General features: G+C 67.8%; 14 protein-coding genes and 1 pseudogene. 5 read left to right on the top strand and 10 right to left on the bottom strand.

Annotation, left to right across the window (positions count from 1 at the left end; translation table 11 throughout):
• The first annotated feature begins 1 nt into the window (after position 1).
• Together DEJ47_RS20745 and DEJ47_RS20740 are read left to right on the top strand one after the other, a co-directional pair.
• A complete protein-coding gene (locus DEJ47_RS20745; protein WP_150170472.1) occupies positions 2–3,076 on the top strand; it encodes a type I restriction endonuclease subunit R in 3,075 nt (1,024 codons plus the stop codon).
• A gap of 227 nt (positions 3,077–3,303) precedes the next feature.
• Positions 3,304–3,867 carry an HD domain-containing protein gene (locus DEJ47_RS20740; RefSeq protein WP_150170470.1) on the top strand — a complete coding sequence of 188 codons (564 nt, stop codon included), beginning with the start codon at positions 3,304–3,306 and terminating at the stop codon, positions 3,865–3,867.
• On the opposite strand, the gene DEJ47_RS20735 is transcribed toward DEJ47_RS20740, so the two are convergent.
• The 4 genes and pseudogenes from DEJ47_RS20735 to DEJ47_RS20720 all read right to left on the bottom strand — a co-directional run bounded on the left by DEJ47_RS20735 (position 3,855) and on the right by DEJ47_RS20720 (position 7,144).
• Positions 3,855–4,322, bottom strand: coding sequence for an NUDIX hydrolase (locus DEJ47_RS20735; protein ID WP_150170468.1), 468 nt, complete (start codon positions 4,320–4,322; stop codon positions 3,855–3,857). The two genes, DEJ47_RS20740 and DEJ47_RS20735, sit on opposite strands and share 13 nt — an antisense overlap.
• Positions 4,309–4,721: pseudogene (locus DEJ47_RS20730) on the bottom strand (XRE family transcriptional regulator); the annotation flags it as partial. The gene DEJ47_RS20735 and the pseudogene DEJ47_RS20730, both read right to left, overlap by 14 nt.
• 98 nt (positions 4,722–4,819) lie before the next feature.
• Positions 4,820–5,836: an NAD-dependent epimerase/dehydratase family protein gene (locus DEJ47_RS20725; protein ID WP_150170466.1), complete on the bottom strand. Its 1,017-nt coding sequence runs from the start codon at positions 5,834–5,836 to the stop codon at positions 4,820–4,822.
• Positions 5,837–5,848: 12 nt separating this feature from the next.
• Complete coding sequence (locus tag DEJ47_RS20720; protein WP_150170464.1) at positions 5,849–7,144, bottom strand: nucleotide sugar dehydrogenase; 1,296 nt, start codon at positions 7,142–7,144, stop codon at positions 5,849–5,851.
• A 341-nt stretch (positions 7,145–7,485) separates the two neighbouring features.
• Here DEJ47_RS20720 and metG point away from each other — a divergent pair, with 341 nt between their 5' ends.
• Complete coding sequence (gene metG / locus DEJ47_RS20715; RefSeq protein ID WP_150170462.1) at positions 7,486–9,207, top strand: methionine--tRNA ligase; 1,722 nt, start codon at positions 7,486–7,488, stop codon at positions 9,205–9,207.
• Positions 9,208–9,239: 32 nt separating this feature from the next.
• On the opposite strand, the gene DEJ47_RS20710 is transcribed toward metG, so the two are convergent.
• Genes DEJ47_RS20710 through DEJ47_RS20685 form a run of 6 tightly spaced genes read right to left on the bottom strand, consistent with a single transcriptional unit; the run spans position 9,240 to position 15,041 of the window.
• Positions 9,240–9,878 (bottom strand): histidine phosphatase family protein, encoded by a 639-nt coding sequence (locus tag DEJ47_RS20710; protein WP_150170460.1) that lies wholly within the window; start codon positions 9,876–9,878, stop codon positions 9,240–9,242.
• A 20-nt stretch (positions 9,879–9,898) separates the two neighbouring features.
• Complete coding sequence (locus tag DEJ47_RS20705; RefSeq protein WP_150170458.1) at positions 9,899–10,453, bottom strand: FkbM family methyltransferase; 555 nt, start codon at positions 10,451–10,453, stop codon at positions 9,899–9,901.
• Entirely contained in the window at positions 10,405–11,997 is a 1,593-nt protein-coding gene (locus tag DEJ47_RS20700) for a hypothetical protein (RefSeq protein ID WP_150170456.1), read from the bottom strand. Before DEJ47_RS20700 ends, DEJ47_RS20705 begins: the two co-directional genes overlap by 49 nt.
• Before the next feature lie 4 nt (positions 11,998–12,001).
• Positions 12,002–13,144 carry a glycosyltransferase family protein gene (locus tag DEJ47_RS20695; protein ID WP_223828426.1) on the bottom strand — a complete coding sequence of 381 codons (1,143 nt, stop codon included), beginning with the start codon at positions 13,142–13,144 and terminating at the stop codon, positions 12,002–12,004.
• Positions 13,145–13,158: 14 nt separating this feature from the next.
• The gene (locus tag DEJ47_RS20690) at positions 13,159–14,475 is read right to left on the bottom strand and encodes a N,N-dimethylformamidase beta subunit family domain-containing protein (protein WP_150170452.1); all 1,317 of its coding nucleotides are present in this window, start codon (positions 14,473–14,475) and stop codon (positions 13,159–13,161) included.
• A complete protein-coding gene (locus DEJ47_RS20685; protein ID WP_150175762.1) occupies positions 14,472–15,041 on the bottom strand; it encodes a class I SAM-dependent methyltransferase in 570 nt (189 codons plus the stop codon). Before DEJ47_RS20685 ends, DEJ47_RS20690 begins: the two co-directional genes overlap by 4 nt.
• Before the next feature lie 375 nt (positions 15,042–15,416).
• Between DEJ47_RS20685 and DEJ47_RS20680 the strand changes: the two genes are divergently transcribed.
• Both DEJ47_RS20680 and DEJ47_RS20675 read left to right on the top strand, forming a co-directional pair.
• Entirely contained in the window at positions 15,417–18,944 is a 3,528-nt protein-coding gene (locus DEJ47_RS20680; RefSeq protein ID WP_150170449.1) for an NB-ARC domain-containing protein, read from the top strand.
• A 25-nt stretch (positions 18,945–18,969) separates the two neighbouring features.
• Positions 18,970–20,196: a damage-control phosphatase ARMT1 family protein gene (locus DEJ47_RS20675; RefSeq protein ID WP_150170447.1), complete on the top strand. Its 1,227-nt coding sequence runs from the start codon at positions 18,970–18,972 to the stop codon at positions 20,194–20,196.
• Positions 20,197–20,496 lie beyond the last annotated feature (300 nt).

Here is a 20,496-nt window from a genome sequence, read left to right as displayed (position 1 = left end):
CATGGGGTGGACGGAAGCGAGCACGATCCAGCGTTCACTGCTCGAGTGGGCGGAGGAGGCCGGCTGGGAGCGTCTCCAAGGGGACGATCTACCGCGCGATGAGCACGACGTCATCGTCGAGGACTGGGCGCGCGAAGCCTTGCTCACGCTGAACCCGGAGCTGGTCTACGACCCGGAGTCTGCGGACCTCGTTCTACATGAACTCAATCAGGCTGTCCTCGATGCGCACAACGGTCTCGTTGCAGCCAACGAGCGGCTGACCGTAATGCTTCGTGGCGACCACTCATTCACGACGATCGACGGTAGGCATGTGCCTCGTCGGCTGATCGACTTCAAAGACCTCGACAACAACCGCTTCACTGTCGCTGACGAGGTCACCGTCAACGGTGCGACCAAACCGCGCCGGTTCGACATCGTTTACTACGTCAACGGGTTCCCGCTGGTCGTAGCCGAGACCAAGACGCCTGTGAAGCACCAGATCTCGTGGGTCAACGCCGCGAAGGACCTTCACGATGTGTACGAGGAGGAGTACCCGAACTTCTTCGCGACGAACGTCTTCAACGTCGCCACCGAGGGCCTGGAGCTCCGCATGGCTCCGATCCGTGCAGTTCCGGACCCCGACTCCGAGATCTGGGCCCCGTGGGGATCTACTTCGGACGACCCGAAGACCGTCACGGGACCCGCTCGTGTCGAGCGGGCTGCGCGCTTGTTGCTGCGGCCGGAGACGATCCTGCCGATCCTCAAGGACCTGGTGATGTTCCGTCACGCTCGGGATGCCTCCGAGGTCGACATCAAGTTCTTGCCTCGTTACCCGCAGTTCGAGGCGGCTCTGGCGATCCAGGCCAAGGTGCTTGCCGGCCGTCCTGGCGGACTGATCTGGCATCACCAGGGGTCGGGCAAGACCGAGCTCATGGCGTTCGCCGCCGCCCGTTTGCTGCGCGATGACGCGGTGACGGAGAAATTCGGGAGCGCGCCGACAGTAATCGTGATCGCCGACCGCAAGGATCTGGTCCGGCAGACGGCGGAGATGTTCGAGACTGCCGGCATGCCGCGGATGTCGGTGCCCCGCAACCGGCGGGAGCTGCACGCTCTGCTGCGTAGCGGTGAGCCCGGTGTGGTCATCACGACGGTGCACAAGTTCGCTGAGGCCGGCCATCTGAACAACCGGTCGAACATCGTGGTCCTCGTTGACGAGGCGCACCGCTCGCAGGAGGGGAAGTTCGGCGATGCGTGGCGCGCGGCGGTGCCAAACGCGAAGTTCTTCGGTGCGACGGGTACTGCGATCGAGGACAAGGACCGTTCGACGTTCAAGCTGTTCGGCGACCCTGACGACCCCGACTTTGTGATGTCGCGGTATACGCCGGAGCAATCCATCGCTGATGGGTTCACCAAGCCAGTGATCGTGGAGGGCCGGTCTGTCGGGTTCAACCTCGACAAGGAAGCCTTGGACGAGGCATTCGACGAGCTGGCCGCGGAGGAGGGCCTGGACGAGGAGGAGAAGGTCTTCCTCTCGGGAAAGGCTTCTCACATCGAGACGATCCTCTCCAACCCCGAGCGCGTTACGGTTGTGTGTGCCGACATCGTCGACCACTTCCTTACCTATGTCGCGCCTCTGGGGCAGAAGGCCCAGGTCGTGGCCTACAACCAGCGCCTTGTGATCGCGTACACCCGGGCCATCGAGGCCGAGCTGGAGCGCCGTGCCGCAGTCATGCCGGACGGACGACTCCGTGAGGTCGGTGTGGTGATGCACGTCGCCGACAGCAAGGAGACCCCCAAGGAGCACAAGAAGTACCTGCTCACTCCGGAGCAGGAGGAGGCGCTTAAGCGCCGCTTCAAGAAGGTCGATGACCCGATGTCGTTCATCGTCGTCACCGCGAAGTGGATGACCGGCTTCAACGCACCCATCGAAGGCGTGCTGTATCTCGACAAGCCCGCCAAGGACACGAATCTCTTCCAGACGATCACGCGGCCCAACCGTCCGTGGAAAAACCCGGTCACCGGTCAGCGCAAGGACTTCGGGCGGGTCGTCGACTACATCGGTCTCGCGAGGGCCATCGGCAAGGCAGTCGTCGGCCCGAAGGTGAAGGACGACGAAGAGGACGAGCTCAACGTTACCGACGCCTCCAAGCTGGCGGGGAAATTCGTCACCGACCTCACGCGTCTACTCCATCTGTTCGACGGCATTGACACGAGTGACTCATCATTCGAGTCGCTCGCCGAGGCCCACGAGCGAATCCCCGAGGGCGGTGCGCAGCGCACCGAGTTCATCGAGACGTACGTCGCGTTGCAGACGGTGTGGGAGTTCCTCGACCCACACCCGATGCTCCGGCCATTCAAGGGGCAGTACTTCTGGCTCGCGAAGGTATACGAGTCGATCCGACCCAAGGATGTCTCCAAGACTTTCCTCTGGACACGTCTCGGCGCGAAGACCACCGACCTGATTCACGGCCACATGACCGATGTGGGAGTGAAGTCGATGCCGTCGAAGACAGTCACGCTCGACGCTGCCGGCCTAGCGTTGGTGAAGAAGATCGCCGAGCAGCTCAAGCTTTCCGAGCGACAAACTCCGGAGTCGAAATCCGACGACGTGTACCAGGAGGTCCTCGACTCCATCGAGGCGCGCCTCAGGCGTCGGCTGGCCGATACGGAGAGCCCGGCGTATCGGTCGCTGGCGGAGCGGATCGAGAAGCTCCGTGCCAAAGCGATCGAGAACGTCGAAGACTCGCTGGCCTTCCTCGAGGAAGCCCTGAAGATCGCTCAGGACGTGGTCGCCGCGGATCGGGCAGCGGAACAGGGCGACCAGGGAGCGCTCGACCGGCTGGCCGATCCCAAGCGTGGGGCGCTCACTCAGATCGTCGCGGAGAACACACCGCCTGGGCTGCATAAGATCGTCCCCGACATAGTCTCGCGGATCGACTCGATCGTCGTCGAGGTCGCCTATGCCGGTTGGAGCGCGAGCGACGCGGGCGACAAACGCGTTCGTCGCGAGTTGCGTTCCGTCTTGAAGGAGTACAGCTTGCCGATCAAGGGGGAGCTGTTCGACCGAACGTACGAGTATGTACGGGAGAACTACTGAACGACGTCGCGCGGAACTCCTTCAGATACGGCTTGGGCATTGCAACATCCTTCCAGTCGACGTCTCAGCGAGCCAGGGCAGGTGTCACCCAAATGCGGCAGACCCGACCGTCACTCGTGCGTGGCCACGCTGTTTGAGCTGGGGCCCCTGGCCGCAGATCGCCACCGCTGCGATGGCCCTGGGGCCACCACCGGTTTGCTGATAGGTCTCGGTGAAGGGGGCAGGGCGTGGGCGTTTCGATCTGGCAATGGGCAGAGCAGGTTGCGGAGAAGGAGCTCAGCTCGACGCTCCGACGGCGATGGGTGCATACGCAAGTAGTGGCTGCGCGGGCCGCTGAGCTTGCCCCGGTGCTGGGGAAGGACGGTGCCCTGCTGGCAGCCGCCGCGACGCTTCATGACGTCGGCTACGCACCCCGCCTCGCTCTGACAGGGTTCCATCCGCTCGACGGGGCCCGGTTCCTGCGTGACGAGCATGGTGCGGACGAGCGGTTGGTGCGGTTGGTCGCGAACCATTCGTTCGCGTTGCTGGAGGCCGAAGAGCGTGGGCTGAGGGCGGTTCTGGAGAGCGAGTTCCCCCTGCTGGAGGAGCCGCTGCTCGTGGATGCGCTCGTGTATTGCGACATGACGACCACGCCCGACGGCGGCCGGACCACCGCCGAGGAGCGCGTCGCGGAGATCCGAGGCCGCTACGGGGACGACAGCGTGGTCGGGCGGTTCATCCGCCGTGCGGCGCCGGAGATCTTCGGCGCCGTGGGACGGGTGAAGGCTGCGCTGGCGGCTCAGCCAAGGTAGGGATAGGTGCCTGCCAGGTAGTCGCCGATCTGCTGGCGCATGCTGGGGTGGATGTCGTACTGGTCGAGGTCGGCTGGCTGGACGAAGCGGACGCCGTCGGCCTCGTTGTTGATCGTGGGCTCGCCGCCGACGGGGCGTCCGATGTAGGTGTTCTCGTACTGCTGGCGGATCTCGCCGTCGGTGTACGCCACGATGTGGTTGGGGTTGGTGTAGACGCCGAGGAAGCCGGTGATCTCGGCGACGATCCCCGTCTCCTCCAGGCATTCACGTACCGCGCACTCGGCGGCGGTCTCGCCGATGTCCTGGGCGCCGCCGGGCAGCGCCCACTGGCCGGTGTCACGGCGGCGCTGGAGCAGGATGGCGCCGCTGTCGTCGACGACCAGCAGGTTGCTGGCGGGGATGAGGGTGTTGGCCTTGGGGGCGTTCGGGTCGTTGTAGTACTCAGTCCTGCCCATGTGCGGCGGCCCCCTCCTGGTCGGGTGTCCACGGCCGTGCGCCGGCCCAGACGGCGTCGAAGCTCTGAGCGTAGTTGTCGAACCAGCCGCCTTCGATGCCCTGTCTGAGGTGGAGCAGCGGGTTGGCGCTGGCTGGGCGTCCCCACACGTGAGGGTTGACCAGCAGGTTCTCGTCGTAGAGGAAGAGCGAGGTGTACAGGTGGTGTCGTGAAGGCGTACCTCGCACCCCGGCTTGCCCAGAAGGGGACGGTAGTAGGTCAGGGAGGCGCGGATCTTCGCTGCGAGCGTGTCGCCGATTCCTTCCTCCCGGCCCCGGACGGCGACCGCTCCGCCGGCGGAGTCGCCGAAGCACAGACGTACGCGGACGCCGACCTGCGCGCGCCCGGCGAGCATCCGGGCCGCGTCGGTTCTCGTAGCGTGAGAGGCGCACCGCTCGGAGCGGCGCCGACTTACGTCTCGGTCAATGCCGTAGTGCCGCCTCGCGGTTGGGGCCGCCCCTACAGAGGCCGCCCAAGAGCAGGGGCGAATTCCTGGTCGGCCTCGCCGTGCGCGGTCTGGTCCGGGGAGCCGCTGCGGCCGGGTGAGCCCGAGGCGCTGAGCCAGCGCGCTGTCGCGGAGATCCCTTCTTCAAGCCCTACAGGTGCCACCGTCGGGAAGAGTGCCCGCAGGCGGCTACTGTCGGCCTGGGAGTGGGGGACATCGCCGGTGCGGGCAGGGACGTGCGCCCGCCGAACGGGGTGACCAGTCGCCGCCTCGATCTCCGGAATCAGCTCCAGCAGGGACATGCGAGTCCCAAAGGCCAGATTCACAGGGCGAGGCTCGACGATCCGGCGGAGTAGGGCGTCAGTGAGGATGCGGCAGACGGTGCCCACGTACGTGAAGTCGCGGGTCTGGGTGCCGTCGCCGTACACGGTCACGGGCTCGCCAGTGAGTGTGGCGCTGATCCACTTCGGGATGACCGCGGCGTAGGCGTGGTCGGCGCGCTGTCCGGGACCGTAGACGTTGAAGAAGCGGAAGGGCAGCACCGGCAGGTCGAAACTGTGGTGGTAGGCGCCCAGGTACGCCTCCGTGGCGAGCTTGGTGACCGCGTACGGGCTCAGCGGGGCCGTGGTGAGGTCTTCGTGCTTCGGTAGGCGAGGGTTCGCGCCGTAGACCGAGGACGAGGAGGCGGCGATCACGTGCAGGCCGCCCGCGCGGCGTGCGGCTTCGAGGACCTGGAGGGTTCCGGTCGCGTTGGCGTGGTGGCTGGCCAAGGGGTCTCGGACCGAGCGCGGTACGGAGGGCAGCGCGGCGAGGTGGACGACGGCGTCCGCGCCGCGGAACACCTGGTCCAGGAGGTCGGCGTTCTGGATGTCGCCTTCGAAGAAGTCGACGCAGAGGCCGGCGATGTTGGCCTCGCGGCCGGTGGAGAGGTTGTCGACCACCCGGACCTGGGTGATCTTGGGGTGCTCGGTCAGGGCTCGGGCGAGGTTGCTGCCGATGAATCCGGCGCCGCCAGTGATCACGATCTTCACGTGGCTTGCCTTTCAGAGAGAGTCGACGTGTGCGCCGACGAGCCGGTGGCGGCAGTCGAGGATGTAGGGGGCGTGCGCGGTGATCAGGGGGTAGTCGAAGGCGTCGTGGTCGGCGAGTAGGACGACGGCGTCGGTCGCCGCGAGGCTGGCGGGGGTAACGTCGACTCGCTTGAGGTTCGCCAGGCCGTCGGCGCGAGGATGAGCGTCGTCGCTGACGTGGGGGTCGGCCGCCTGCACCTCCGCGCCCATGCCGATGAGCAGCTCCGCGATCCGCGCCGCCGGCGTCTCGCGGGCGTCCCCGGTGTTGGCCTTGTACGCGAGGCCGAGCAGCAGCACTCGGGAGCCGTTGACCGACTTCTTGCGTTTGTTGAGCCCGTCGACGAGGCGCCGGACCACGTAGTCGGGCATGTGGTTGTTGACGTCGTTCGCGAGCTCGACGAAGCGGAAGTTGCGGCCCACGGTCCGCTGGACGCGCCAGGACAGGTACGAGGGGTCAATGGGCAGGCAGTGGCCTCCGACTCCCGGTCCCGGAGTGAAGCGCATGAAGCCGAACGGCTTGGTGGACGCCGCGTCGATGGCGGCCCAGACATCGATGCCCAGCTCGTGGGCGAAGATGGTCAGCTCGTTAGCGAGCGCGATGTTCACGTGTCGGAAGGTGTTCTCTAGGAGCTTCGTCAGCTCGGCTTCCTTGCAGCTGGCCACCGGGACGACCTTGTCGACGAGGGACGCGTAGAAGCGGCGAACTGCTTCCCGGGACGCCGTGTCGATACCAGAGACGATCTTCGGGGTGTTCTCCAGTCTCCATTTGGGGTTGCCAGGGTCGATGCGCTCAGGGCTGTAGCCAAGGTGGAAGTCGGAGCCCGCCGTCAGGCCAGAGGTGCTTTCGAGGAGGGGGCCGAAGACTTCCTCCGTGGTGCCCGGGTATGTCGTCGACTCCAGGACGACGGTCGCCCCGCGAGTGAGGTGGTGGCCCAGCAGCAGCGCCGAGTCTTCGACATGCGACAGGTCCGGAGCTCCGTCGCGGAGCGGCGTGGGCACCGTGACGACCGCTACGTCGAATCCCGCGCAGTCGGAGGGGTCGATGGTGGGCCGGTAGGCGCCGGCAGCGAGGAGCGGCGCCAGACGCGCGTCGGTGACGTCCTCGATGTAGGACTCTCCGAGCATGAGCCGCTTGACCCGCCGCGCGTCCACGTCGAAGCCGACGACCTGGTGCCCGACCTCGGCGGCTCTCACCGCGAGCGGGAGCCCGACATACCCCTGCCCCACGACGACGACGCGGAGCCGCTGCGTCTCACGCTTCTCGATCATGCTCTCCACCTCGTTGTGTAAGCGTGCGGATGTGTACGGCGGGCGCGGACCCGTGGCCCGGCGGTGGCTTTAAGATGGAAAGCGCCTCGGCCGTACGAGACTCGCTTGGCCGCCTGTCTTGGACGGCCGAGTGCTTTTCGCGCTCCGCCCAGACCGGTCAGAAAACCCGTGGGATGGGGAAAGCCCCGGTTCGATACGATGGCGTTGGCTTGTAGACCCGTTCCGTCACCATGCGTGACACCAGCGTGCGATCCGAGTGATCGCATCGGCTGCAGCCTCCCGACTTGGGCCCGCCGTGGCACTGTCACCGGCGCCGTACGTACGAAATGGAGCATCCGAGGATGGCTCGACACCTGGTCACCAGCGCGCTTCCCTACATCAACGGGATCAAGCACCTGGGCAACATGGTCGGGTCGATGCTTCCGGCGGATGTGCACTCCCGGTACCTCCGCCAGCGCGGTCACGACGTCCTCTACATCTGCGCCACCGACGAGCACGGCACGCCGGCCGAGCTGGCCGCCAAGGAGGCCGGGCTCTCCGTCGCCGAGTTCTGCGCACAGGCCCACGACGCGCAGAAGGCCGTGTACGACGGCTTCGAGCTGGCCTTCGACTACTTCGGCCGGAGCTCCTCCCAGCAGAACGTCGAGATCACCCAGCACTTCGCGCGCAAGCTGCACGAGAACGGCTTCATCGAGGAGCGCGCGATCCGCCAGGTGTATTCGCCCGTCGACGGGCGCTTCCTGCCGGACCGGTACGTCGAGGGCACCTGCCCGCACTGTGGTTACGACAAGGCCCGCGGCGACCAGTGCGAGAACTGCACCCGCGTCCTGGACCCGACCGACCTGATCGACCCGCGCTCCGCGATCAGCGGCTCCACGGAGCTGGAGGTCCGCGAGACCAAGCACCTCTTCCTGCTGCAGTCCAAGCTCCAGCACGAGGTCGAGGCGTGGATCGACTCGGTGAGCGAGAAGTGGCCGCACCTGTCCTCGTCGATCGCTAGGAAGTGGCTGACCGAGGGCCTGCACGACCGCGCGATCACCCGCGACCTGGACTGGGGCGTGCCCGTCCCCGCCGACACCTGGCCGGAGCTGGCCGCCGAGGGCAAGGTCTTCTACGTCTGGTTCGACGCCCCGATCGCGTACATCGGCGCGACGAAGGAGTGGGCGGACGCCGCCACGGACGGCGAGACCCGCGACTGGAAGTCGTGGTGGTACGAGGCGGACGACGTCACCTACACCGAGTTCATGGCGAAGGACAACGTCCCCTTCCACACGGTGATGTTCCCGGCCACCGAGCTGGGTGTCCGTGAGCCGTGGAAGATGGTCGACTTCGTCAAGGGCTTCAACTGGCTGACGTACTACGGCGGCAAGTTCTCCACCTCCCAGAAGCGTGGCGTCTTCACCGACGCGGCCCTGGAGATCCTCCCCGCCGACTACTGGCGCTACTTCCTGATCGCCAACGCCCCCGAGTCGGACGACTCGTCGTTCACCTGGGAGCACTTCACCGCCACGGTCAACAAGGACCTGGCCGATACTCTCGGCAACTTCGTCAACCGCGTGCTGTCCTTCTCCCGGAAGCGGTTCGGCGACGAAGTCCCGGCCGGCCGCGCCGCTGGCGAGGTGGAGGCGAAGCTCGGCGAGGAGATCGCGCGCCTGCTGGCCGAGTACGAGGAGCACATGGAGGCGCTCCAGTTCCGTAAGGCGGCCGCCGCGCTGCGCGCCCTGTGGTCCGCGGGCAACTCCTACCTGGAGGAGAAGGCGCCCTGGCTGGAGATCAAGACCGATGCCGACGGCGCCGCGCTGACTCTCCGTACCGCGATGAACCTGATCCACCTGTACGCGGTCGTCTCTGAGCCGTTCATCCCGACCACCGCCGCCGCCATGCGCGGGGCCTTCGCCCTGGAGAACGACACCGCGACCTGGGTGACCGCCGAGCAGGCCAAGTCCCTGGACGCCGTCCCGGCTGGCACCGCGTTCACCGTGCCGCCCGTGCTCTTCGCGAAGATCACGGAGGAGGACCTGGAGTCCTACCGGGCGCGCTTCGGCGGTTCCCCGGACGCCTGACCGTGTCTCCCGAGCCCGTACCGTCCGTGCTCTCATCGGGCGGTACGGGGGTCGAGAAGGCTGGGCAGGCTCGCGGCCGGCACGTTCATCAGCCGGATGTGGGAAGCCGTGTCGTCTGCCTCGACCCACGTGACGCCGGCTGACCCAGGGACGTGCTGGAGGTAGCGATCGAAGCCGTTCCCCGTCAGCCACAGCAGCAGGCAGGCGATGCCCCCGCCGTGCCCGACGAGGACGGTCGTCCGATGCGGCCCGGTGTGGACCTGGTTCCACAGGTCCACATAGCGGGCCTGTACGTCCTCCGATGACTCGCCGCCCGGCGTGCGGAGCTGGTGGATGGGCACGCCATGGCGTGCTGCCTCAGAGGCGGCGAGCTCCCTGGGCCGGCCACCGAGGTGGCCGCTGTTCTTGGCGGCGAGGCGCTCGTCCACGCGTACGTCGGTCGGCCTTAGCACCGCGGTCAGCAGCGCCGCCGATTCGCGGCAGCGGGACATCGGGCTGACGAGCATCTGGTCCACGGTGATACCGGTTGCGGCGAGCCCGTTACCGACCGCGCGGATGTCGTTCCTGCCGCGTTCGCTCAGCCTGCCTCCGACGGCCTGGCCCTGGTGGATGCCCTGCAGGTTCTCTTCAGTCTCGCCGTGCTTGATCAGGTAGATGTGCTTGGTGCGCATGGCGTGGCCCCTTCCTCGTATCAGTCCCAGTCGCGGACGTCGACACAAGCGGAGACCGCCGCGGCGACGTGGTCGTGCTCGGCACGGCTCATGGTGGGAAAGCGGTCGTAGTGCCACTCGATGTAGAGGACGGAAATGAGGTTGATCGTCCCGTCGTCCAGCAGCTTGGTGAGGACGGGGTACTCGGCACCTTCGATGTCCATCTTCACGACGACGTGATCACCGGGACTGACCGTCCGCCGCAGCCAGGCGCTGAAGTCGATGGCCGGTACCGAGATCGGCGAGGTGTAGTCGATCTGCTGGTCGTACACTGGCGGCACCCGCTTGCCCGGCATGACGGTGGAACTCTCGTGGTGGCCGAGGAAGAGGTCGATCGTCCCGTCATGGGTCCACACCGCGCTCTGGGAGATCTCGATACGGGCGGAGCCCTGGGCCTGCTCGACGTGCCGGCGGATGGAAGGGACCAGCTCCGCGTTCGGCTCGAAGGCGTAGAAGTCGTGATCCGGAAGCTCGTGCATGAAGCGGTTCAGCACGACTCCGAGGTTGGCGCCGCAGTCGATGAAGATTTTGCGCATGAGGTGCTCCCGTGGTCGGGTTTCGGGGGTACGAGGTCGATCTCGTGCAGGACGTCGTCGGCGAGCAGGACGAAGTCGCCGGTCGCGGGGCGGTAGCAGCGCTCCTCGTACCGGATGGTGATGCGGCGGACGACTTCGTCGCCGCGGTAGGGCGGCAGGTAGCCCCACCGGTAGAGCTGGCCGCCGGGCGCTTTGAGCCAGCGCAGCGGTCGGGGCAACGGGCCTTTCGGGAAACCGTTGTTGAGGCGGCTGAACATCGTGGTCAGGAAGTCGACGTGCTCGTTCGCTTGCTGCTCGTCCTTATGCACGCGGCCGTAGGTCTTCTTGAGGTGGCGCAGCGTCTCTTGGTCCCCGTCCGCGTGGACGATGAGGTCGCGGAGCCGCCGGTCCCAGACGATGCCGAGGTGGTCGTGGAGGACCGGTTCGCTCGTCAGGAAGTAGCCCAGAACGCGGCCGAACTCCCGCTCGTACGGGCACATGAAGCCGTTGTAGAGGCCCTGCTGTTCGCCGGACGCGGTCTCCACCTGCCAGTGGACACGGGCCGTGAAAGGAGAGTCCCACCACCCCAGGTGCCAGGGCTGCCACAGCAGGTCGGCGGCGCTGAGCACGAGCACCGCGAGTGCCAGCAGCGCGGCTGGCCAACCGAAGGCCGCGTCGTACTCCGCAGCGGGGAGTAACCCGACGGTGATCGCGAGAGCGATGTTGGTGCCGATGTTCTCCCAGAAGAGGATGCCGGAGGCTAGAGCGACGGCGACATTGAAGACGGCCGTCGCTGCGAGGACCGCGAGCAGGAGACGGCGATCGAGGAACGCGATCAGCCCCGCTGCCTCGATCACCATCGCGAGGACGTTGACCGGCCGATCGAGGCCGCGTGCGCGGCGCAATACGCGGGACACGGTCTCGGGGCGCAGGAAGCGTGCCCAGCCCCAGGAGTACGCCGAAGTGATGAGGTAGTGGGTGCGGTTGTGCCAGGCCCATGACCAGGGTCGCGGCCCGAGTCGGGCCTTGCTCCAGGCCGGCTTCACGTAGTGGGAGAGTGAGACGCAGCCAAGGACGAGCAGGAGTGCCGCCGGGGAGCCCGGGGTCTCGAAGAACGTCGCCACGAGAAACCAGGCGAGGTATGCCTTGAGCAGCCGCAACGGCATCATCGCGTGGTGCTTCCAGCCTCGGAGCTTGCCGCAGTACACGCCCATCCAGGCGAGGAGAGCCGGGGGCCAGAAGCACGAGGCGGCACCCAGCACGAGAAGGAGCCGCTTGTCCAGGCGTTGCGGTCCGATCGGCTCCGTCACGTCGTAGTCGCTCGTCGCGCCTTGCCACGTGAGCAGCGCGATCACGACCATGGCGAACCACCGGAACGGCCCGGGATCGGGTGAGGACTGGAAGGCGAGCGGTACGGCGGGTGTGATGCTCGCGATGAGGATCAACCGGCTTGGGCGGCGCGCTATGGCCCGCACGGTGGGCGAGATCGCGAAGCGGTAGCAGGCCGCGACGGCGGAGACGGTCACGGCGGTGTGCAGGTACGTGGCGAGCAGTGGCGTCCCCATGGGCCTACCGCCTGGACGGCGCGAGGATCGCCGAAGCGGCTGTGGGCAGACTCTCCAGGTAGGAGGCGATCCGCTCCCGAGGGTCGACCGCGAGGTGCTCGTCCCGGTGGCGTGCGACGTTCGCGCGGAGTTCCCGGCTTCGGTTGAGGAAGTCGAGCACCGCTCCGCCGTCGATGCGGGGCGCCGATGTGCCCAGTTCCGCCTCGTGGACGACCTTGGCGCACCAGTGCTGGTCGTACGTGGGCAGCGGGATCAGATGGACCGGTTTGCCGAGGACGAAGGCTTCGCTGATGAGGTTGAAGCCGGCGTTGGAGAAGACAGCCTCGGACCGCGCCATGTCCCTGATGAACGCCTCGCGGTCGAACGTGCGGATCTCGATCTTGCCATCGGCGTACTGACGCAGGTTTCCGATTTCGGTCGGCTGCACGTAGATCCGCAGACCGCGGTCCGGGACGTACTGGCGGAAGACCCTGGTCAGCGTTCGGACGGACTCTTCCGGCCCGTGGTCGAAGTAGCGAGAGAAGTAGGCCGTGGCGAGGGGCTCGATCGTGACCGGCATGGAACGCACTGAGTCGGGGATGACCGGGGCGATGAACTCCAGCCTTCGGTCGTCCGCCTCCAGTGGGACGTACGAGCAGATGAAGGACCGGTCGACGCGGGGCGCGAAGTAGCGGAGACGCTGCTCGTCGGCGGTCCGGGCGTAACGGCCAACGGCCGGTAGGTCGAGGTGCCGGTACTTGCTCTGCTGATCGACGGAGATCAGGGGTCTGTTGAAGTGGTACGCGAGGCGGGGAGTGTTGGGCTCGTAGTCGGTGATGAACACGTCGGGGACGCCGGTCTCGCGAACGATCCGGCGCAGGCGCATGTGCTTGGCAAGGCCGGCGGGGGCCTGCCAGATGTTCGCGCGTACGGCGTCACTCGCGGATATGCGGTCCGCGCGGGCGAGGAGCGTCGGCATCCACGCGTCCCAAGCGGGGAAGCCGAGGTCCCGGAAGTACTCCACGCGGGCGCCGCCGTTGGTGACGATGCGCACCTCGTGCCCGCGGTCGCGGAGGTACTGGGCGATCACGCTCTGTCTGACCGAGTGGCCCATGCCGATGCCGTTGACGCCGATGATCACATTGAGCGGCCGTACGTTTCCAGACACGACGATCCCTTCGGTCAGGAGAGACGGGTGAAGATGTTGCGGGTGATGGCCGAGACCTGTGTGTCGGTGGCCAGAAGGCGGGCCCAGTCGGTCGTGGCGGCGGTGAAGACTGTGCCGTTCGCCGTGTAGAGGCCGAGGGTCGCCGCCCGAGGGCTGTCAATCGCCTCCCGAGCCGCGAAGTTCCAATCGCCGGGCAGCGGCGCGATGCCGAGAATCTCGAAGTCCTTGGGAGTCCCGTCTCGGCCTGTCGGGCGCGGTCGGCCGGACGTGTCGAGCTCGTACGCCGCCCCGTCGCATTCGTAGCCGACCAGCGCGCCGTCGCGGCCGACGACGTCGCCCGTCCGCAGGCCCGTGCCGGAGAAGAGCCAGTGGTTCGCATCCGTGACGGTGAACCCGAGGGGAGTGCGCGGGCCGTCCCAGTGGCCACCACCGTTTCGGTAGCTCACCCCGAGAAGGGAGTTCTCGGGCTCCGACTCCCACCAGTGATCCGGGCAGCCGTACGAGCTGTCCGGGTCCTTCCCGGCCGAGGCTCCGGGCGGGAACTTGTGGCAGCGCAGCCCGGCTCCGTCCGGCGCCACGTGTACTCGCCACCAGCAGGTGTTGGCACCGAAGTTGGCGATGTTTCCTCCGCTGTCCCGGAACGCGGTGACGTTTCGGCGGATCTCGGCGCTCCAGTACTCGTCGTGGCCGGCGGCGACCAGGAGGCGGTATCCGTCATGGAGGTGTTGGCCTTCGTGAAGGTCCAGGTCGGTGCAGAAGTCGCTCTCGATCCGGTTCTCCTCCATCCACGCGATGAAGGGGGCGTCCCAGTGAGCGAAGGTCTGCCGCGGGGAGGCGGTGTCGTACGGGTCGGGCAGGCCCTTGACGGGGCCGCCGACGCCGCCTCCGGGGCGGAGCATCGTGACCTGGGCGGCGCTGTAGAGGCTGCCTCCCCCTGCCGTGTTGTAGGCGTGGTAGGTGAAGGTCGGGATCTTGAAGAGGACCTTGCGGCCAGACGGCGCGGAGGGTGTGACCACGAAGAGGATCCGCGCCTCACGGGAGTCCATCGGCGGCATGTCCGATGTCGGCTCCGTGCTTAGCGTCGCGATGTAGACCCCGGACCTCCACTCGGGGGGCACGAGGAACTCGTAGGCGGGCCACCGCCAGTCCGCGTCGAACGTGCCGGACTCTGCGGTGCCGCCGGGCCACTCGACATGGCCGGCGTGGTGGGGCGTCGCGCCCCAGCGGTAGAAGTCGACGTGGAAGTGCGAGGTCGATGCGGCGATGTGCAGCCGGAGCACTTCGCCGGCGCGGACGCTCGGCCGGGCGGGGTAGCCGCTGATGCTCGTCATGCGCTCGTCCAGGGGCGCGCGACACCAGCGATGTGGTACTGGTCGACCGGCTCGATCTGGGCTTCCCACTCCAGGTCGCACAGCTGCGAGGTGAGGTCGGCGGCGTCACGCAGCACCTTCACGGCCTGGTGGTGGGATCCGTCGGCGAGCCTGCGGCGCACAGTGGGCACCTGGGCCTCGGCGACGGCCTCCTCGATCCCCGCCTTGGCAGGTGCGTCGTCGAGGAACACCACGTGGCCGCCCGGCGCCAGCGTCCACCTCAGGAGGTCCCAGAAGGCTTCCATCTCCACGGGCGGCACGTGGCTCAGCCAGAAGGCGAAGAAGATGGTGTCGTACTGGCGATCCGGCTCCCAGCTGAAGACGTCCGCCTCGATGAAGCGAGTCGCGGCCCCGTGCATCCGCTCACGGGCCGCGGACAGCATCTCCGGCGCGGCGTCCAGGGCGGTCAGGCTGCGTACGCGGTCGGAGATCAGTCGGGTCCACTGGCCGGTACCGCACGCCAGCTCCAGGACGTCGCCGCGGATCGGCAGGTCGTCGAGGACGTTCGCGAGCTGGGGCATGTGCATGCGGTCGCTGTAGGAGTCGTCGTACTCGTCGGCTCGCGCTCGGTAGTAGGCGATCTGCCTCTCGGACCATCCGCCCGCACCGCCATGCTGCTTTGCTTCGATCACCTGAGACCCACCCCTTCGTCGTCCACGCGGAGCGGCAGCGCTCCGTGGTGAGCAGACTGCCGAGCGGTGCGGGACAGCGGGCTGCCGTCGTGCCGCACTCGCGTGGCAACGCCGTCGCTCGCGTGGGCGATCGTGGGACCGCCGGTTACGTCGGCCGGGACGGCCCGGGTGTCGAACCGGTGCTGAACTCCTGTCGCAGCGAAGGCCCTACGCCCCTGGTCAGACCGCCCTACGCTGTTACCGTCGTTGGTGTCGGTCGGAGGAGCTTCGGTGGCCACAGTGCAGCGCTGGACCGGAAGGGAGGCGCGCGCTCTGCGGCTCGCGACGCGTCGGAGCGTGCGTCGCTTCGCCGCCTACCTCGGCGTCAGCGACCGGACGGTGTCCAATTGGGAGGCCCGAGGCGAGGAGATCGTTCTCACCCCGGATTCCCAGGCGTTATTGGATACGGCGCTGGAGCGGAGCGACGCGGAGGTGCGGCAGCGCTTCTGGGACACGGTTGGTGCTCCGATGTCCTCAGCCGCGCCCGCACCGGACAGATACCTCCCGATACCCGTCCCGGAGCCCGGCTTGGTGCACAGGTCAGATGATTTCGAGGGGCTCGTCTCCGTCCTGCGGGAGGCGTCGACGGACGACAGCGCCTCCACAGTCGCCCTTTGCGGTCCCGGCGGGTTCGGGAAGACGACGCTCGCGACGCAGGTGTGCCAAGACCCTCGTGTACGGAACTCCTTCTCGGAGTTCCTGTGGGTGGAGACCGGCGAGGAGTGCACGGCGGCGAGGGTTGTCGAGCTGATCTCCGACCTGTGCGTTCATCTGGACGGCAGCCGCCCTTCTTTCGCGGATCCGGAGCAGGCCGGCTTCCACCTGGCTCGTCTGCTCCAAGGACGGCGTGCGCTCCTCGTCATCGACAACGTCTGGTCCGCGGCCGACCTCAGCCCTTTCCTGCTAGGTGGGGAGGACTGCGTACGGCTTGTCACCACCAGGAACGTGCGCGTGTGCCCCAGCGCCGCCAGGGTCGTACGGCTGGGTCCCATGGCGTCGGGCGAGATCAGAGAGCTGCTCGTCCGCAATGTCGGCAACCTGGACGAGGCCGAAGCCGCGCGCCTCGCCGGCGCGTGTGGAGGATGGCCCCTGCTGGCGTCGATCGTCGGGGCGAACGTCGCACAGGAGGTCGTCTCTGGTGCCCCGGCCGGTCGTGTGGTCGCCGAGACGAGCGCGGCGATCCGTGCGTACGGCCCCCAGGCATTCGACGTCTGGGACTCGGACCAGCGGAAGAACGCTATCGGGCAGGCACTCGCGTCCAGTCTCCGCAGCCTTGAGGAGAGCGTCTCGATCGCGGGGCACTCGGACCTGCGGGACCGGTACCTCTCGCTCGCGGTCTTCCCGCCGTCGCTGCCGATCCCCGTGTCGGTGCTCACCCACTGGTGGCGAACAGCGCACGGATGGGCGCCTCACGTGGTGAGGCAGTTCTGCCGACTGCTGTCCGACCGGTCCCTGATCAGCGCCTATCTCGCGGACCGGGACGCCATCGTGCTGCACGATGTGTTCCGGTCCTACCTGCGCCACCTGATCGGCGATCGTTGGGCGGCCCTTCACCGGTCCCTGATCGAGTCATACCGGCACGGCACCGAGGGCGCGTGGGAGACGCTGGACGAGACCGAGGGCTATCTGTGGCGCCATCTTCCCTACCACCTGCGTGAAGCCGAGCTCGACGCCGAGCTCGTCAGCCTCCTGGCGTCCCCGTCGTACGTGATCCGCAAGGTCGCGATCGTCGGACACCAGCACCTGACCGCGGACGCCGCCGTCCTCGACGCTCTGCCCGGGCGGCACGAGGCCGGCCACCCCCAGCGTCAGGAGTGGCTGACCGCCCGCGCCCTGACCGGCGCCGGGTACCTGCTGAACGGACTGGAAAGCCCGGCTGACATCGCCTCGACGCTTTCCATCGTGCTGCGGCGCTCACCCCAGCCCCAGGCCACGCGAACCCCCGAACGCGTCACTGGTGCGGAGGCCGTGCTCGCCCCGAAGTGGCTACTGCCTCCCGAGGACGACACCACGGAAGCGGCGGCCCCCGGCCACATTGGTGCGATTGTCAGCGTCTCCGCCGCTCGCGACATGGTCGCGTCGGGTGGTGAGGACGGAGTGGTCAGGCTCTGGAACGTCAACACCGGCCGGCTGCTCCGAGCCCACCAGGCGCACATCGGGTGGGTGTTCGCCACCGCGCTCTCCTCAGACGGGCTGGTCCTCGCTTCGGCGGGAGACGACGGAGCGATCCGACTGTGGCGCACCGACACCGGAGACCCCATCGGCGTGTTGCCCGGGCACAATCGCCGCATCCGCAGCCTCGCCTTCTCCCCCTCCGGCCCGTTCCTGCTCTCCGGGGCCGAGGACGGAGCTGTGCACGTGTGGGACGTGGACAGGCTCGTGCTCGTGCGATCGATGCGTACCGTCGGCACTCCCGTCTGGTCCGTGGCGATCGGAGGAGATTCCCAGTCGCTTGTGGCCGTGGCCGGCGAGGACGAGTTCGTCCGCCTCTTCGACCTGCGTACAGGTCGTCTCCTGGAGGAACGCGCTGCTCACCGCGACTGGGTACGTTCCGTGGCCTTCGCCCCCGGCTCCTCTCTGTTGGCCTCCGGATCAGGTGACCGCTCCATCACCGTGTGGGACGCGGCGGACGGTCAACTGGCTCTCGTTCGTCGGATCGCCGATCTCAAGGCGCGCGTGCGTGCCATTGCTCTGTCCTCGCACGACGATGTCATCGTCGCTGCCACCGAAGAGCCGAGGATCCAAGCCTTCTCGGCGGAAGGTCCGGCGGGTGAGGCTCAGCCCCCACCGGGAGTCGACTGGGTGCGTTCACTCGCCAGAACAGACGACGGCACCGTGATAGCGGGATGCGAAGACGGGGCTGTTCGCATCTGGACGGTGGGCAGGAGCAGGCTCAGGACGCTGGCCAGCGGCTCGAACACCGTGTGGTCCACGCAGTTCGCCGCCGACGGCCGTACCGCCGTGGTCGGCGACGGTGCCGGCGGCATCGGCGTCATCGACACCTCGACCGGGACGGTCAGCAGGAGGCTCGCGGCGGCCCATGGGCGTGTTTGGTCCCTGGCAGGCGGCGGTGAGCACGTCGCGGCGGCCTGCGGCGACGGGGCGGTCAGGGTCTGGTCGCTGCTCGACACAGAGTGGTCCCTCACCCTGAACCAGGACACCCCGCGTACGTGGGCCGTGGCGATGGCTCGCTCGGCATCCCGCCTTGCCGCGAGTACGGGCGACGGACACATCCGGGTTTGGGACTTCTCCACCAGGGCCCTGCTGTGGAGCCAGGATGTTCACGCTGGCCGACTGCGCTCGCTCGCCTTCGACGACAGCGGAGACCTTCTAGCCGCCTGTGGCGGCGACGGCTCCGTACGCGTGTGGCACGCCCTCACCGGCGAGTTCAAGGGCCGGTTCTCCAGCCCCAGCGGGTGGGCCCGCGCCGTCACGGTCGACGGACCGGGACATCGCGTCGCGGTCGGGGCGGGAACCGGTGATATCGCGGTACGGCACCTGGCTGCGGACAGGTTCACCTCCCACCTCTCCGGGCACACCGGTCGCATCCTCATGCTGGGCTTCCTCGACGACGGGGACCGCCTGGTGTCGGCCGCGGCGGATGGAACGGTGCGCCTGTGGTCACTCAGCGAGCAGCACCAGATCGCCAAGGTCAGGGTGGATGCCTCCTTGCACTGCGCGGCCTTCGAACCTCGTACGGGCGAGGTGTTGATCGGCAGTGCGGCGGGGGTCGTGTCCCTGGAGATCAAGGACTCATGAGCGACAAGCGAAGGGCTTGCACACCATGACAGAGAAGATTCCCAGCACCTCGGACGGAAGGGCCGACAGCAGCTCCGGCCCGGCCGCCGACCGCGACGCGCCGGTCATCCTGAGCAACGAGCCCGGCTCGTTCGCCTGGGGCGTCCTGGCCAAACGCCACCCGGCCCTGATCCAGCAGGTGCGAGACGCCTTTCCGTACGGCCGCCGACAGCACGAGGCCCTCGATGCCCTGCTGGACGAGATCACCGCCGGCGTCGTCGAACCGCTCGCCCCAGCGGAGCACGATCACGAGCAGTGGGCGGATTGGGGGCGGAAGCACTTCGGGCGATCGTGGTTCGACGCCCCGTTCCTGTGGGCGGAGAGCTACTTCTACCGCAGGCTGCTTGGCGCCATCGAGTACTTCGGTACCGGCCCGTGGCAGGGAGTCGATCCCTTCGCCCCGTTCAAGCAGGCCGAACTGCGCGGCGAGGCGGTGGAGGAGGAGCTGCGGGCCCTGGACGCGCTCGCCGACGCACCTGCCGACGTGCGGGCCACGGCGCTGCTCCACGCCTCGCTCTGGGGCAACCGCGCGGACCTCGGCTTCCGCGTCTCGGCGGGGAAGCCAGCGGCGGGCGAAGCTGCCTCCGCGCTGGTCGCCGACGACAGCGGCGTGCTTTGGCAGCTCCTGCCCGCCGGTGCCCCCTCGACCGTCGCCGTGGTGGCGGACAACGCCGGACGCGAGCTGATCCCGGACCTGATCCTCATCGACCACCTCCTCGAATGCCAGCATGCCGAACGGGTCGTGCTCCATGTAAAGCCCAGCCCGTACTACGTGTCCGACGCGATGACGGCAGACGTCGTCGACTGCCTCCGCCGCCTCACCGAGGCACCCGGCGAAGCCGGCACGATCGGCGGCCGACTGTGGAAGGCCATGGCGTCAGGGCGCCTGGAGGTCCGTACCCATCCCTTCTTCTGCGCTCCGCTGCCGTACGAGGAGATGCCCGAGGACCTCCGGAGCGAGTTCGAGGCGGCCACGATCACCCTCCTGAAGGGCGACCTCAACTACCGCCGCCTGGTGGGCGACCGGCTCTGGGACGCCACGGCGCCGTTCGCCGACCTCACCGCGTACTTCCCAGGGGCCGTCGCAGCCCTCCGCACCCTGAAGTCCGACGTCATTGTCGGCCTGGACCGCGGAACACTGGACACCCTCGAGCAGTCCGGTGTGGCGTGGCGTACGAGCGGCACTCACGCTCTCATCCAGGTTCGGCCGTAGCCGGGCCATGCGCCGAGCGGCCGGGCAGGCGCCGCCTGCCCGGCCGCTCGGTCATACATCGGCTGCTCTAGTGGACCAGGGGCCTACAGGGCCGAAGTGCGCTGGCGAGTACGGGCATGTGTTTGGGGCTGAGGCCGCCGACGGCCCCTTGGGTGTAGGGGGACCGGCGGCCCGCGAGGTCCTGGATTGCGATTAGGACTCCGCGATCTGCTCGATCCCGATGGGCATGCCCAAGGCAGGAAACCGTCGCGCACTGATCAAGCCGCTAAACGGGTCCGCAGCGGCGACGTGAGCTGTTCA

It is taken from the genome of Streptomyces venezuelae, assembly GCF_008642355.1.
Taxonomy (GTDB): domain Bacteria; phylum Actinomycetota; class Actinomycetes; order Streptomycetales; family Streptomycetaceae; genus Streptomyces; species Streptomyces venezuelae_B.
The sequence above is the reverse complement of the archived record's forward strand: the minus strand, read 5'-3'. Positions and strand labels throughout refer to the sequence as shown.